Annotated in this window: 6 protein-coding genes, 12 tRNA genes and 2 rRNA genes; all 20 read left to right on the top strand. The window is 49.8% G+C overall.

What is annotated here, in order from left to right; translation table 11 throughout:
* Window positions 1-198 precede the first annotated feature (198 nt).
* The 20 genes from MHI45_RS14790 to glmM all read left to right on the top strand — a co-directional run bounded on the left by MHI45_RS14790 (window position 199) and on the right by glmM (window position 13,726).
* Window positions 199-3,126 (top strand): 23S ribosomal RNA (locus MHI45_RS14790).
* Window positions 3,127-3,277: 151 nt separating this feature from the next.
* Window positions 3,278-3,394 (top strand): 5S ribosomal RNA (rrf, locus tag MHI45_RS14785).
* 6 nt (window positions 3,395-3,400) lie between these two features.
* Window positions 3,401-3,476 (top strand) — tRNA-Asn (locus MHI45_RS14780).
* Window position 3,477: 1 nt separating this feature from the next.
* A tRNA-Thr gene (locus MHI45_RS14775) sits at window positions 3,478-3,553 on the top strand.
* 11 nt (window positions 3,554-3,564) lie between these two features.
* A tRNA-Glu gene (locus MHI45_RS14770) sits at window positions 3,565-3,639 on the top strand.
* Window positions 3,640-3,675: 36 nt separating this feature from the next.
* Window positions 3,676-3,751 (top strand) — tRNA-Val (locus MHI45_RS14765).
* A 52-nt stretch (window positions 3,752-3,803) separates the two neighbouring features.
* Window positions 3,804-3,877 (top strand) — tRNA-Gln (locus MHI45_RS14760).
* Between the two features lie 5 nt (window positions 3,878-3,882).
* A tRNA-Lys gene (locus MHI45_RS14755) sits at window positions 3,883-3,955 on the top strand.
* 16 nt (window positions 3,956-3,971) lie between these two features.
* Window positions 3,972-4,055, top strand: a tRNA-Leu gene (locus tag MHI45_RS14750).
* Window positions 4,056-4,062: 7 nt separating this feature from the next.
* Window positions 4,063-4,137: transfer RNA gene (locus MHI45_RS14745), tRNA-Gly, on the top strand.
* 8 nt (window positions 4,138-4,145) lie between these two features.
* Window positions 4,146-4,222: transfer RNA gene (locus MHI45_RS14740), tRNA-Arg, on the top strand.
* Window positions 4,223-4,235: 13 nt separating this feature from the next.
* A tRNA-Pro gene (locus tag MHI45_RS14735) sits at window positions 4,236-4,309 on the top strand.
* A 12-nt stretch (window positions 4,310-4,321) separates the two neighbouring features.
* A tRNA-Gly gene (locus MHI45_RS14730) sits at window positions 4,322-4,395 on the top strand.
* A 6-nt stretch (window positions 4,396-4,401) separates the two neighbouring features.
* Window positions 4,402-4,475 (top strand) — tRNA-Pro (locus MHI45_RS14725).
* 573 nt (window positions 4,476-5,048) lie between these two features.
* Window positions 5,049-7,841 (top strand): phosphoenolpyruvate carboxylase, encoded by a 2,793-nt coding sequence (gene ppc, locus MHI45_RS14720; protein ID WP_076114197.1) that lies wholly within the window; start codon window positions 5,049-5,051, stop codon window positions 7,839-7,841.
* Window positions 7,842-8,482: 641 nt separating this feature from the next.
* The gene (gene sigW / locus MHI45_RS14715; RefSeq protein ID WP_038596958.1) at window positions 8,483-9,049 is read left to right on the top strand and encodes an RNA polymerase sigma factor SigW; all 567 of its coding nucleotides are present in this window, start codon (window positions 8,483-8,485) and stop codon (window positions 9,047-9,049) included.
* A 122-nt stretch (window positions 9,050-9,171) separates the two neighbouring features.
* The gene (locus MHI45_RS14710) at window positions 9,172-9,786 is read left to right on the top strand and encodes a zf-HC2 domain-containing protein (RefSeq protein WP_038596956.1); all 615 of its coding nucleotides are present in this window, start codon (window positions 9,172-9,174) and stop codon (window positions 9,784-9,786) included.
* A gap of 211 nt (window positions 9,787-9,997) precedes the next feature.
* Window positions 9,998-10,828 (top strand): diadenylate cyclase CdaA, encoded by an 831-nt coding sequence (gene cdaA / locus MHI45_RS14705; protein WP_076114180.1) that lies wholly within the window; start codon window positions 9,998-10,000, stop codon window positions 10,826-10,828.
* Window positions 10,821-12,275 (top strand): CdaR family protein, encoded by a 1,455-nt coding sequence (locus tag MHI45_RS14700; protein WP_076114181.1) that lies wholly within the window; start codon window positions 10,821-10,823, stop codon window positions 12,273-12,275. Before cdaA ends, MHI45_RS14700 begins: the two co-directional genes overlap by 8 nt.
* Before the next feature lie 110 nt (window positions 12,276-12,385).
* Complete coding sequence (gene glmM / locus MHI45_RS14695) at window positions 12,386-13,726, top strand: phosphoglucosamine mutase (RefSeq protein WP_076114182.1); 1,341 nt, start codon at window positions 12,386-12,388, stop codon at window positions 13,724-13,726.
* Window positions 13,727-14,085 lie beyond the last annotated feature (359 nt).

Genomic DNA, 14,085 nt, shown 5'->3' with positions numbered 1-14,085 from the left:
AAACTGGATACCGAAACGAATTTGCGTTTTAGAACATCTTTTAGCTGAAACTTGTGTGAACAAGTTTTAATTAATAGTGATACTAAGCGAAGGTTTTGGATTGTGAGCGACTTTTGGCTTTAAACAGACTGGCGGACAGAGTGATCTGGAAGCGCTGTTTAAAACAAGATGAGCGAATAAGCCAATACCAGAGCGATTGGTTAAGCTAATAAGAGCACACGGAGGATGCCTAGGCGCCAGGAGCCGACGAAGGACGTGGCGAACAACGAAACTGCCTCGGGGAGCTGTAAGCAAGCTTTGATCCGGGGGTGTCCGAATGGGGAAACCCAGCTGTGGTAATTCGCAGTTACTTCTCTCTGAATACATAGGGGAGATAGAGGCAGACCAGGGGAACTGAAACATCTAAGTACCCTGAGGAAGAGAAAACAATAGTGATTCCGTCAGTAGCGGCGAGCGAACGCGGAACAGCCTAAACCAAGGGGCTTGCCCCTTGGGGTTGTGGGACGTCTCACATGGAGTTACAAAGGAATATGGTAGGCGAAGAGGTCTGGAAAGGCCCGCGATAGAGGTAAAAGCCCTGTAGCCTAAACTGTGTTCTCTCCGAGACGGATCCCGAGTAGTGCGGGGCACGTGAAACCCCGTATGAATCCAGCAGGACCATCTGCTAAGGCTAAATACTACCTGGCGACCGATAGTGAAACAGTACCGTGAGGGAAAGGTGAAAAGCACCCCGGAAGGGGAGTGAAATAGAACCTGAAACCGTGTGCTTACAAAAAGTCAGAGCCCTATTCATGGGTGATGGCGTGCCTTTTGTAGAATGAACCGGCGAGTTACGTTTAACATGCAAGGTTAAGGTGAGAAGCCGGAGCCGCAGCGAAAGCGAGTCTGAATAGGGCGACTTAAGTATGTGGACGTAGACCCGAAACCGTGTGATCTACCCCTGTCCAGGGTGAAGGTGCGGTAACACGCACTGGAGGCCCGAACCCACGTATGTTGAAAAATGCGGGGATGAGGTGGGGGTAGCGGAGAAATTCCAATCGAACTCGGAGATAGCTGGTTCTCCCCGAAATAGCTTTAGGGCTAGCCTCGGTGAATGGAGTGGTGGAGGTAGAGCACTGATTGGGTGCGGGGCCCGCAAGGGTTACCAAGCTCAGTCAAACTCCGAATGCCATTAACTTCTTGCCGGGAGTCAGACAGTGAGTGCTAAGATCCATTGTCAAAAGGGAAACAGCCCAGACCATCAGCTAAGGTCCCCAAGTGTGTGTTAAGTGGGAAAGGATGTGGAGTTGCACAGACAACCAGGATGTTGGCTTAGAAGCAGCCACCATTGAAAGAGTGCGTAATAGCTCACTGGTCGAGTGACTCTGCGCCGAAAATGTAACGGGGCTAAACACACCACCGAAGCTATGGCTAGATACTATGTATCTGGGGTAGGGGAGCGTTGTATGCAGGTTGAAGGTGTACCGTAAGGAGCGCTGGACAGCATACAAGTGAGAATGCCGGTATGAGTAACGAAAAGATCAGTGAGAATCTGATCCGCCGAAAGCCCAAGGTTTCCTGAGGAAGGCTCGTCCGCTCAGGGTAAGTCGGGACCTAAGGCGAGGCCGAAAGGCGTAGTCGAAGGACAACAGTTTGAAATTACTGTACCACCGTAATCCGCTATGAGCGATGGGGTGACGCAGGAGGGTAGTGACGCGGACTGATGGATGTCCGTCTAAGCAGTGAGGCTGGTGTGTAGGCAAATCCGCACACCATTAAGGCTGGGCTGTGATGGGGAGCGAAAATTATAGTAGCGAAGGTCATGATCTCACACTGCCAAGAAAAGCCTCTAGTCAGGAGAAGGTGCCCGTACCGCAAACCGACACAGGTAGGCGAGAAGAGAATTCTAAGGCGCGCGGAAGAACTCTCGTTAAGGAACTCGGCAAAATGACCCCGTAACTTCGGGAGAAGGGGTGCCTCGGTAGGGTGAATAGCCCGAGGGGGCCGCAGTGAAAAGGCCCAAGCGACTGTTTAGCAAAAACACAGGTCTGTGCGAAGCCGCAAGGCGAAGTATACGGGCTGACGCCTGCCCGGTGCTGGAAGGTTAAGGGGAGCGGTTAGGAGCAATCCGAAGCTGTGAACCGAAGCCCCAGTAAACGGCGGCCGTAACTATAACGGTCCTAAGGTAGCGAAATTCCTTGTCAGGTAAATTCTGACCCGCACGAATGGCGTAACGACTTGGGCGCTGTCTCAACGAGAGATCCGGTGAAATTTTAATACCTGTGAAGATGCAGGTTACCCGCGACAAGACGGAAAGACCCCATGGAGCTTTACTGCAGCTTGATATTGAATTTGGGTACGATCTGTACAGGATAGGTGGGAGCCGTAGAGGCAGGAGCGCAAGCTTCTGCGGAGGCGCCGTTGGGATACCACCCTGATCGTATCTAGGTTCTAACCTGGTGCCCTAAACGGGTACGGGGACCGTGTCAGGCGGGCAGTTTGACTGGGGCGGTCGCCTCCTAAAGAGTAACGGAGGCGTTCAAAGGTTCCCTCAGAATGGTTGGAAATCATTCGAAGAGTGCAAAGGCATAAGGGAGCTTGACTGCGAGACCAACAAGTCGAGCAGGGACGAAAGTCGGACTTAGTGATCCGGTGGTACCGCATGGAAGGGCCATCGCTCAACGGATAAAAGCTACCCTGGGGATAACAGGCTTATCTCCCCCAAGAGTCCACATCGACGGGGAGGTTTGGCACCTCGATGTCGGCTCATCGCATCCTGGGGCTGAAGTAGGTCCCAAGGGTTGGGCTGTTCGCCCATTAAAGCGGTACGCGAGCTGGGTTCAGAACGTCGTGAGACAGTTCGGTCCCTATCTGTCGTGGGCGCAGGAAATTTGAGAGGAGCTGTCCTTAGTACGAGAGGACCGGGATGGACGTACCGCTGGTGCATCAGTTGTTCCGCCAGGAGCATGGCTGAGTAGCTACGTACGGACGGGATAAGCGCTGAAAGCATCTAAGCGTGAAGCCCCCCTCAAGATGAGATTTCCCAATTAGTAAGACCCCTTGAAGACGACGAGGTAGATAGGTTGGAGGTGGAAGTGCAGCAATGCATGGAGCTGACCAATACTAATCGGTCGAGGGCTTATCCAAAAACTACCCCAAAAAGTGAAGAAGAGGCTGACGAAGCCGATTCCGAATACTTTCCGGGGGCCCCGAAGAGATGAAGGGCAGACGCAATTTTCGTTTCGGATTCAGTTTTCAGGAATTAAGGTTCCTGAAGCATTTACGCTGTAAATGCCCGTTTGGTGGCGATAGCGGAGGGGTTCCACGCGTACCCATCCCGAACACGACCGTTAAGCCCTCCAGCGCCGATGGTACTTGGACCGAAGGGTCCTGGGAGAGTAGGACGCCGCCAAGCGGATATTCCCTGATAGCTCAGTTGGTAGAGCACTCGACTGTTAATCGAGTTGTCACAGGTTCGAGTCCTGTTCGGGGAGCCATGCTCTCATAGCTCAGTAGGTAGAGTGCTTCCATGGTAAGGAAGAGGTCACCGGTTCGAATCCGGTTGAGAGCTCCACAGATTTACATGGCCCGTTGGTCAAGGGGTTAAGACACCTCCCTTTCACGGAGGTAACATGGGTTCGAATCCCATACGGGTCACCAACAATACTTATCATTACCCTTTGAAGGCATACATATGGAGGCTTAGCTCAGCTGGGAGAGCATCTGCCTTACAAGCAGAGGGTCGGGGGTTCGATCCCCTCAGCCTCCACCATAAACTTCTTGATATTTATAGAAATTATGGGCATTATAAAGGTATCCATCATAGGGGATTCGCCAAGCGGTAAGGCAACGGACTCTGACTCCGTCATCATAGGTTCGAATCCTATATCCCCTGCCAAATGCGAGCCATTAGCTCAGTTGGTAGAGCACCTGACTTTTAATCAGGGTGTCGAAGGTTCGAGTCCTTCATGGCTCACTTTTATTAGTATTATGCGCGTGTGGCGGAATGGCAGACGCACCAGACTTAGGATCTGGCGTCTTACGACGTGGGGGTTCAAGTCCCTTCACGCGCACCACTTATTTGCGGACGTGGCTCAGCGGTAGAGCATCGCCTTGCCAAGGCGAGGGTCGCGGGTTCGATTCCCGTCGTCCGCTCCATAATTTTTGCGCCCTTAGCTCAGCTGGATAGAGCGTTTGACTACGAATCAAAAGGCCGGGAGTTCGAATCTCTCAGGGCGCGCCATTTTTAATATTAACGGGATGTAGCTCAGCTTGGTAGAGCACCTGGTTTGGGACCAGGGGGTCGCATGTTCAAATCGTGTCATCCCGATTGTACACCTATGCGGGTGTAGTTCAATGGTAGAACTTCAGCCTTCCAAGCTGATAGCGTGGGTTCGATTCCCATCACCCGCTCCATAGTTTCGGGATGTAGCTCAGCTTGGTAGAGCACCTGGTTTGGGACCAGGGGGTCGCATGTTCAAATCGTGTCATCCCGATACTCAGCTAACCAGCTGACATTTAACTCTTACTCCGGTAGGAGTTTTTTGTTTACTTAAGTGAATGATAGAGTGATAATGAAGCTCTCCATAACCCAAGTGGGTTTTATGCGCGCTTTGGACGGGAAGGACCTAACATCCGCTTGATGTGGCAGGAGAACTCGCTCAAGGCTCTCTGACCGTGCTTTATGATAGGTTTAGGTATTTGGAAGGTTAGGCAATCCAAGCCGTTCTGTTCGATTGAACAGGGCCTGGTTATTAGAATGCTAGGGCGTCAGGAAGTCCTCATAATGCCACGAAATGAAAACCCCCAATTTTAATGGTCCTTTATATGAATAGATTATATAAATTTATGCCAGCCATTGTCTTTACATAAATACCCTGTTAGTCAGCCAATATAATAAGTATTTTATGACTGTATAAAACGCCAAATTGGTGTATAATCGTAATTACTGCGACGCTTTACAGCGCAATAAGTTGAAGATTTCCGGGCGGTTTTATTGTATGATATGTGGAAAGCTTCAAATAGACAATGTTAAGAACATTGATCCGGAAGAGGATGGGGGGAGCAGCATGACCGAACTTACGACTACCGTTAGCAAAAGCAACTCCAACAATCTGCTGCGGCGGGACGTACGGTTCCTGGGGAATATTCTGGGCGAAGTCTTGGTTCATCAAGGCGGTAACGAATTGCTGGAAATCGTGGAGAAGATCCGCGAGACCAGTAAATCGCTGCGCTCATTGTTTTTGCCTGAACTGCACAATGAATTTAAGGAGCTAATTAATTCACTGGATCCTGAGAATCGCCACCTGGTGATACGGGCATTCGCCATCTATTTTCAATTGGTGAATATCGCCGAACAGAATCACCGCATTCGCCGAAAACGCGACTATGAACGTTCAGCCGGAGAGACTGTACAGCCCGGGTCCATAGAAAGCGCTATTCAGGAGCTACGCGAGCGTGACTTCTCCCATGAGGATGTCCATGAAATCATGAATGGCCTCTCACTAGAGCTGGTCATGACGGCTCACCCTACGGAAGCTATGCGCCGGGCGATCCTTGATATTCATAAACGGATTTCCGACGATGTAATGGGATTGGATAATCCTACCTTGACCTTCCGGGAACGTGAACAGTTGCGCGAGAAGCTGCTGAACGAGGTCATCACGTTGTGGCAGACCGATGAGCTGCGTGACCGCAAGCCTACGGTACTCGATGAAGTGCGTAATGGAATGTATTATTTCCATGAGACGATTTTTCAAGTATTGCCGGATGTGTACCAAGAGCTTGAGCGATGTCTGAGCAAATACTATCCAGGCCAGAACTGGCATGTACCGACGTATCTGCGTTTTGGCTCATGGATCGGCGGGGACCGCGACGGCAATCCTTCGGTGACTGCTGCAGTTACGCTGCAGACGCTGCGCTTGCAGCGCAAGCTGGCGATCCGGGAATACCAGCGTATCATGCGCGAACTCATGCAGTACCTGAGCTTTAGTACAAGCATCGTCGAGGTGACGCAGGAACTGGTGGATTCCATTGAACAGGACCGCAACATTATCAATCTTAACCGGGTTGATGCCTGGCGCAATGACAACGAGCCTTACCGGATTAAACTCAGTTACATGATCTCCAAGATACAGAACGTGCTGGATGATGAGAAAAAGGGTACGCCTGAGCGCTACTCCTCACCAGAACGATTTATAGATGATTTGAACGTGATAGACCGCAGTCTGCGTCATCACTATGCGGATTATGTAGCGGATACCTACATTAAGAAGCTGATCCGCCAGGTGGAGCTGTTTGGCTTCCACACGGCTACACTGGATGTTCGCCAGCACAGTCAGGAGCATGAAAATGCGATGACAGAAATTTTGGCCAAAATGAACATCACGCAGGATTACGCTAAATTAGAAGAAAATGAAAAAATTCAAATTCTGGAGAATTTGCTGAATGATCCGCGTCCGCTGACTTCACCTTACCAGACTTACAGTGAGAGCACAGAGGAATGTCTTGCGGTGTACCGCACGATCTTCACTGCGCAGGAGGAATACGGCAAGCAGTGCATCACCAGTTATTTGATCAGTATGGCTGAAGCAGCGAGCGACATCTTAGAGGTTATGGTGTTCGCGAAGGAAGTCGGCTTGTTCCGTAAAGATAATGATGGAACTGTCGTATGTACACTGCAGGCAGTGCCGCTGTTTGAGACCATTGATGATTTACATGATGCGCCACAAATTATGCATACACTGCTTAGTATGCCGATCTACCGTGATGCCGTTAGTGCGATGAGCGATGTGCAGGAAATTATGCTTGGCTATTCGGACAGCAACAAAGACGGCGGGGTAGTTACCGCGAACTGGGAATTGCGCGTTGCATTGAAGCAAATTACGGCTACTGCAGAGGAATTCGGGATTAAGCTGAAATTCTTCCACGGACGTGGTGGTGCGCTCGGACGCGGCGGGATGCCGCTGAACCGCAGTATTCTTGCTCAACCGGCCTCAACCATTGGCGGTGGCATCAAGATTACGGAACAGGGAGAGGTTATTTCTTCCCGGTATTCGATGCAAGGTATTGCTTACCGCAGCTTGGAGCAGGCAACCTCGGCGCTTGTGACGGCAGCTATTAATGCCAGAATGCCTGAGGCTGATCTGTACGAAAGCAAGTGGGAAGAGATTGTGGCCCGGATTTCCGAAGTTTCGCTTAATAAATATCAGGATCTGATCTTCCGTGATCCGGATTTCTTTGCTTATTTCAAAGAATCAACACCGCTGCCTGAGGTTGGAGAACTCAATATCGGTTCCCGTCCTTCGAAGCGTAAGAATAGTGACCGTTTTGAGGATCTGCGCGCCATTCCATGGGTGTTTGCGTGGACGCAGAGCCGTTATCTGCTCCCGGCCTGGTACGCCGCTGGAACAGGGCTGCAGAGCTTCTATGAGGATAAGGAAGAGAACCTGAAGATCATGCAGCATATGTATGAGAATTTCTCCTTCTTTACTACGCTCATTGACACCCTGCAAATGGCTATTGCCAAGGCCGATCTGATTATCGCCAAGGAATACGCAAGCATGGGTAAGAATGAGGAAGCGCGTCAGCGGATATTCGGCCAGATCGAAGCCGAATTCAAGCTGACCTCAGAACTCATTCTCAAAATCACCGGCCAGCAGGATATTTTGGATAACGTTCCTGTGATCCAGGAATCTATCCGGCTGCGCAATCCATACGTTGACCCACTCAGCTACCTGCAGGTGCAGTTGTTGTCCGAGCTGAGAGCTCTTCGCGAGGTTGAAGGCGATGACGCCGAGCTGCTGCGTGAGGTGCTGCTCACGATCAATGGTATTGCCGCCGGTCTGCGGAACACGGGCTGATACTCTGATCTGACTTGATGGTTTGCAATTTTTGATCTTCAAAAAGTGAATTTTTGAAATTGATTTACTGTAGTTAATATTCATGATGTTCTCTCTAAGTTGTTGATTTTTTGAAGCCGGCAAAGCCGCTTTCTTCAAACCCGTCCGCCTCTGGTATGGAGGCCGACGGGTTTTTGTGTTTCTATGTAGCCGGCCTTAATGACCCGGCAAGGGAACCGGATCTTGTTACTTTACATTAGCTGAAGGTGCCGTTACTGAGCAGCTTCCAGCCCCATGACTCTCAGCATTTGTTGCTGAAATGTAATTTGGGCTGAATCATATGGCATGCCAATGCCGGTGATGGAGCAGCGAAGAGGAAATTTGGAACTGGAGGAGCGGTAGCGTTCGCCTTTATTGTCGGATTCCTACCGCTGCCAGCGGTTCAAATCAGGGAATCTGACAATAACAGCGACCGGAAGTCCAAATGTTTCCCGCAGCTGCGATTAATCACCGCTCACAATGCGTGGATTTTGCCCAATATACCTATAGGTAACAATACAATCCTTGATTTTTGCCGGAACATGAATTACGATTTAAATGCTTGTACCGTGGACATTCAAGAGATGAAATACCAAGGGCGGCAAGTCTGGGGGAGTTAACAGGTGGAGAATTTGGAAGGCAGATTGACAAAGCTCGCCTTGAAAGGCGACCAAAGGGCATTTGCCGAGCTTGTGGAACTATATAAAGACAAGATATATCATCTGGCTTACCGGATGCTGAACAACCGCCATGAAGCGGAGGATATCGTTCAGGAGACTTTTTTGCGTGTGTATCGAAATTTGGACCGTTATGATGATAAGCAGAAGTTCTCAACCTGGATTTACCGGATTGGCACGAACCTCTGCATTGATAGGCTGCGCAAGCGCAAACCAACGTATTCGCTGGATGCCGAGATGAATGATCAGGAAGGTATTGACGGCTATTCGATGATCCCCAGCGACAATGTGACACCGGAGACAGAGCTTTTGCTCTCTGAGACACAGTCGCTGATTTATGAGGCTATCGACAGTTTGCCCGTCAAATACAGGTCCGTGATGATTCTGCGTTATTTGCAGGATTTGTCGCTTCAGGAGATCAGTGATGTGCTGGATATGCCCGTAACGACGATCAAGACACGGGTTCACCGCGGACGTGAATTTTTACGTAAAAAATTAGGCCCTAAAATGTAAAAATAGATTTATTTTTATGAAACGTCCTTCAGGGAGCGACGTATGTAAGTTAAGCAAGTCTTATGCGCCCTGTCTCTTTGTTTTGAAATAATTAAATAGCACTCATGAAAGGATTGGCTCCTATGGAATGCAAACTGGCCGTCTCTATGATGCACGACTACCTGGATGACGACTTGCCCGAACTGCAGCAGAGGGAATTGAAGGAGCATCTTCTATCCTGTCCGGATTGCCGTGCGAAGTTCAAAGAATTGGAACAGACCGATATGCTGATGTTCTCGCTGATGCACCAGAACCCTGTAGCCTCGGAGGATCTTGTAGGCCGGATTATGAATTCATTACCGAAATCCAAGAAGGAAAGAGCTTTTATCACCTGGATCAAGCGACATCCCGCGCTTACTGCGGCGTCCTTGTTTATTTTTGTGATGTTGATGAGCTCCGTTACTTTTTGGAATCAGGATAGACAGCTTGTAGTCAGAGGAAGCGACCTCGATCAGGTTGTCATCAAAGGAGATACGGTTATCGTACCTTCCGGCAAAATCATTTCCGGCGATCTTACGGTGGAGAACGGTAAAACTCAAGTATATGGGGAAGTAAACGGCAATGTGACTGTGATCGACGGCACTCTGTACAAGGCTTCAACCGCTCATATTTCCGGGCAAGTCAAAAGCATAGACCAAGCGGTAAGTTGGCTCTGGTATAAAGTGACGAACATGTTCTCTGAAGTTGCCTACCGTTAATTAGATATGGTTGCTTTTAGCAGAAAACTCATTTGCGCCTCTTTTTCCGGAAAGATGGCGCTTTTTTGTTGTCTTTAAACGTCTGAAACATAAAACCCCAACGACCTAAACTTGCAACCTGAGCGTGAACGTTATAACCTAGATATTGATACAGAACTTACAGACATTTTACATAAACCCAGCTAATATGAAATGACGGGGGTTTTAGGCAATGAGTTATTTTACTGACCTTACATGGAAAGAGTCCATTAAAGATATAATCGATATCCTGATTGTCAGTTATATTATTTATAAAGTGCTCAATATGGTTCGCGGAACGCGGGCGGTTCAACTCCTGAAGGGGATATTGGTGCTGGTCATTATTTGGGCGCTGAGCACCCTGCTGGATTTGTATACCTTGAAATGGCTGATGAATCAGATTTATACCTTTGGGATCTTTGCGATCTTTATTATCTTTCAGCCTGAACTGCGAAGGGGACTGGAGCAGCTTGGACGGGGCAAATTTTTTGGACGAACCGCGGAGAATGATGAGGAAGTCAGTAAATTAATCGGCGAAGTCATTAAAGCCATGAATTATTTATCCCAGCGAAAGATAGGGGCCTTAATTGTCTTCGAAAGGGCGACTGGACTTAATGAATTTACTGAATCCGGCATTCCGATGCGTTCTGTTGTCAGCTCTGAGCTGCTGATCAATATTTTCATTCCCAACACCCCGCTGCATGACGGTGCGCTAATTATGCAGGATGGTCAAATCGCCGCCGCTGCCTGTTATTTGCCGTTGTCGGAGAATCCGTTCATCAGCAAGGAGCTGGGGACACGCCACCGGGCGGCCATTGGGATCAGCGAAGTCGCGGATTCTGTGTCTGTTGTGGTCTCTGAAGAAACCGGGCAAATTTCGCTGGCGATTAACGGGCAAATTGTGAGGGACATTAAGGAAGAATCGCTCATCTCGAAGCTGCACCAGGAGCTTAGTGCGACTTCCCCGCTGAAGGAGAAAAGTTCTGCTTTCTGGAAACGGAGAGGGGGCAAGAGCAATGGATAAGTGGATGAAGAACAATAACTTCAACAAAATTCTTGCGCTTGTCTTCGGTGTTATTTTATGGACCATTGTACATGTGGATACGGAGCCTACGAACCAGACTACGGTTAATACTGAATCGAAAATCATTGAGAATGTTAAGATAGCGAGAAGCGGATTTGATGACGAAAAGTATATCTACACCATGGACGTTGACAGCGTAAGGCTGGAGGTTCGGGGCAAAAGATCCGACCTTAACTTTAAGTTGTCGGATGCCTATAAGGTTTCGGTGGATTTAAGCGGATTACAGCCGGGGGATACAACGCTGCCGCTAAATTATTCGCTGCCCAGCGGGGTGATGTATGAATCCATGGAGCCTAAACAAGTGAACGTGCATGTGGAACTGCGGACTACAAAGTCATTTCCGGTCACAATAAGTACGAAGGGCGAGCCGGCGGCGGGCTATCAGGTCGGCACCCCGGTGATTCAGCCGGAGACGGCTGAGGTTACGCTGGCTGACAGTGAGCTGAGCAGGGTGGCTAAGGTGCAGGGGATCATCGAGCTGGATGGCGAAAGTGAAACCTTCAAAGAGAAAAAACTAAAGTTGTATGCCTATGACAGCAGCGGCAAGGAAATAGAAGATGCAGTGATTGAGCCTGCTTCCGTATCTGTGGAACTGCCGATCACCCTGCCTTTCAAAAGCTTGCCGCTAGATATCAGCTTCAGCGGTCAGCTTCCCGGCTCCCTCGTCGTATCCAGGGTAACTCCTGAGGTCGATGCGGTGAATGTGTTTGGGAACAAGGAGGTGCTGGCAGGGCTGTCCTCCTATGAGGTGACCCTGGATTTAAGTTCTATCACTTCTGCGGGTACACAGCAGCTGCCACTGGAGCTTAAGCCTCCTGAGGGAGCCACGAAGGTCGATCCGGGAACGGTGAAGGTGTCGGTGACGACCGCAGAAATTGCCCAGCGGACGATTGAGGCGGTTCCCATAAAGCTGGAAGGGGTGGCCAACGGACTTACAGCCCTGATGACAGATCCATCCAGCAAAACTGTATCATTGACTGTATCCGGGGCACCTACCCTGCTGGATCAACTAGATAAGGACAATATCAGTGTGGTCGCGGATGTCGGCGGTTATGCCGCAGGCATTCATCAGGTACCCCTTCAGGTCTCACTGCCAAGGTTTATAGCGCTGGTGAATTCCGCCCAGCCGCTTACAGCAACAGTGGATCTGCAAGTACCTTCAACGCCAGAAAGTTCGGAGGCACCGGATACCGAGACGGCAGTCACCCCGGAGCCAAGTTCTGAGCCTGCTGCCGGTGAAGAAATTACTGCCGAGCCCTCCCCCTCTAACAACGGGGATAGTGCAGCCACGGCCACACCAACCCCGACTGAAAGCACGGCAGAGAGCAGCAGTACCCCCACTGGCAACGGGAATAGCAATAATGCCGGAAGCACAGGCGGAACGTAACTTTTTAAACAGGAATACGTCTATTTAGATGTATTTCGGTACACGGAATAATTAAACTTTCATACAATAATTCATTAAGCTGAAGCAGCGTAATCAAAGGAGAAATAAAGATGGGTAAGTATTTCGGAACAGATGGTGTACGCGGAGTTGCAAACCGGGAATTAACAGCAGAAATGGCCTACAGTATTGGCCGCTGCGGAGGGTATGTGCTTGCGGGTAACGTAGAGAAGCCTAAGGTAGTCATAGGGATGGATACACGGATTTCCGGTCCATTGCTGGAATCGGCGCTTGTAGCCGGCCTGTTGTCCATTGGGGCCCATGTTATACGTCTGGGTGTAGTGAGTACACCTGCTGTTGCATATATTGCAAGATTGCTTAAGGCCGATGCGGGCGTCATGATTTCTGCGTCGCATAATCCCGTGGAGGATAACGGCATTAAATTTTTTGGCGGTGACGGCTTCAAGCTGACTGACGAGACGGAACTGCGGATTGAAGAACTGATGGATGCGGAGCAGGATGAGCTGCCCCGTCCTGTTGGATCTGGTTTAGGTACAGTTACGGTAGATAACGATGCTAAATATCTTTATCTGGAATATTTGAAGACAACCATTTCCCAAAGCTTCAAAGGAATCAAAGTGGTGCTTGATTGCGCACACGGTGCAGCGTATGAGCTGGCCCCGCGGCTATTCAGAGAGCTTGGCGCCGAGGTCATTGCCATTGGAGCAGAGCCTGACGGGCTAAACATTAATGATGGCTTCGGTTCCACCCACCCTGAAACCTTGCGTGAGGAAGTACTGCGCCAAGGTGCGGATTTAGGACTTGCCTTTGACGGCGATGCCGACCGTCTAATTGCCATCGACGAGAAGGGCGACGAGGTTGACGGTGACTTTATCCTTTGCATCTGCGGAGATGCCATGAACCGTGCAGGTAAGCTGAAGGATGGAACTATTGTCTCTACAGTAATGAGCAACATCGGTTTCTACAAAGCGACTGAGAAATTATCGCTGAATACAGCCAAGACAGCTGTCGGCGACCGTTATGTGATGGAAGAAATGCGCCGCGGAGGATACAACCTGGGCGGAGAGCAGTCCGGGCATGTCATTTTCCTCGATTATAATACAACCGGAGACGGCATCCTCACAGCGATTCAGCTGGTGGATACGATGAAGGCCTCAGGGAAGAAGCTAAGTGCGCTGAAATCAATGATGACCAAATATCCGCAGGTGCTTGTGAATGTACGTGTGCAGGATAAGACCAACTACCCTAACAATCCGGCAATTGAAGCGGCGATAAATGAGGTGGAAGGCAAGCTTGGCGATAATGGCCGTGTGCTGGTACGTCCTTCTGGAACCGAACCGCTGATCCGTGTAATGGCGGAAGGACCGGATAAGGCTGAACTGGATCTTTTTGTCGGTCAGATTGTTGATGTAGTACAGCGCGAATTGGTCTAATTTGTTATTTATACTGGCAGCCGGTGGATGCAATCGACAGATTTATTCACCGGCTTCCTGATCAATATACCCAGTTTCTTGAAGTGTTCCAAAAGGTTTCACGAGTTATAGCATTGCCAAAGTGATGTAAGGTGCATATAATGATTAAGTGTCATTCCAGAAGGAAAGCGGGGATAGTAAGGTTACAGCAATAGCAAGCGCCAGAGCTTGATCTTGCGCGGGGGAGAAGGGAAAGCCTGCAAGATGCCAATCAGGGCAAGGCTTGAACGGATCACGGCAGATGTAAGCTGACGAGGTGGAGGCGTTCGAAATGTTCGGCGGGGACCTCCCGGTGATGCACCAGAGCCGTAAATGGAAGC

Source organism: Paenibacillus sp. FSL H3-0321 (genome assembly GCF_038002865.1).
In the GTDB taxonomy this organism is placed as follows: domain Bacteria; phylum Bacillota; class Bacilli; order Paenibacillales; family Paenibacillaceae; genus Paenibacillus_AQ.
This window is presented reverse-complemented; position numbering and strand designations above follow the sequence as displayed.

Excerpts from the sequence above, each read along its gene's own strand:
- ppc (WP_076114197.1), top strand. The coding sequence starts at position 5,049 with ATGACCGAACTTACGACTACCGTTAGCAAAAGCAACTCCAACAATCTG.
- MHI45_RS14700 (WP_076114181.1), top strand. The coding sequence starts at position 10,821 with ATGGATAAGTGGATGAAGAACAATAACTTCAACAAAATTCTTGCGCTT.
- MHI45_RS14710 (WP_038596956.1), top strand. The coding sequence starts at position 9,172 with ATGGAATGCAAACTGGCCGTCTCTATGATGCACGACTACCTGGATGAC.
- glmM (WP_076114182.1), top strand. The coding sequence starts at position 12,386 with ATGGGTAAGTATTTCGGAACAGATGGTGTACGCGGAGTTGCAAACCGG.
- cdaA (WP_076114180.1), top strand. The coding sequence starts at position 9,998 with ATGAGTTATTTTACTGACCTTACATGGAAAGAGTCCATTAAAGATATA.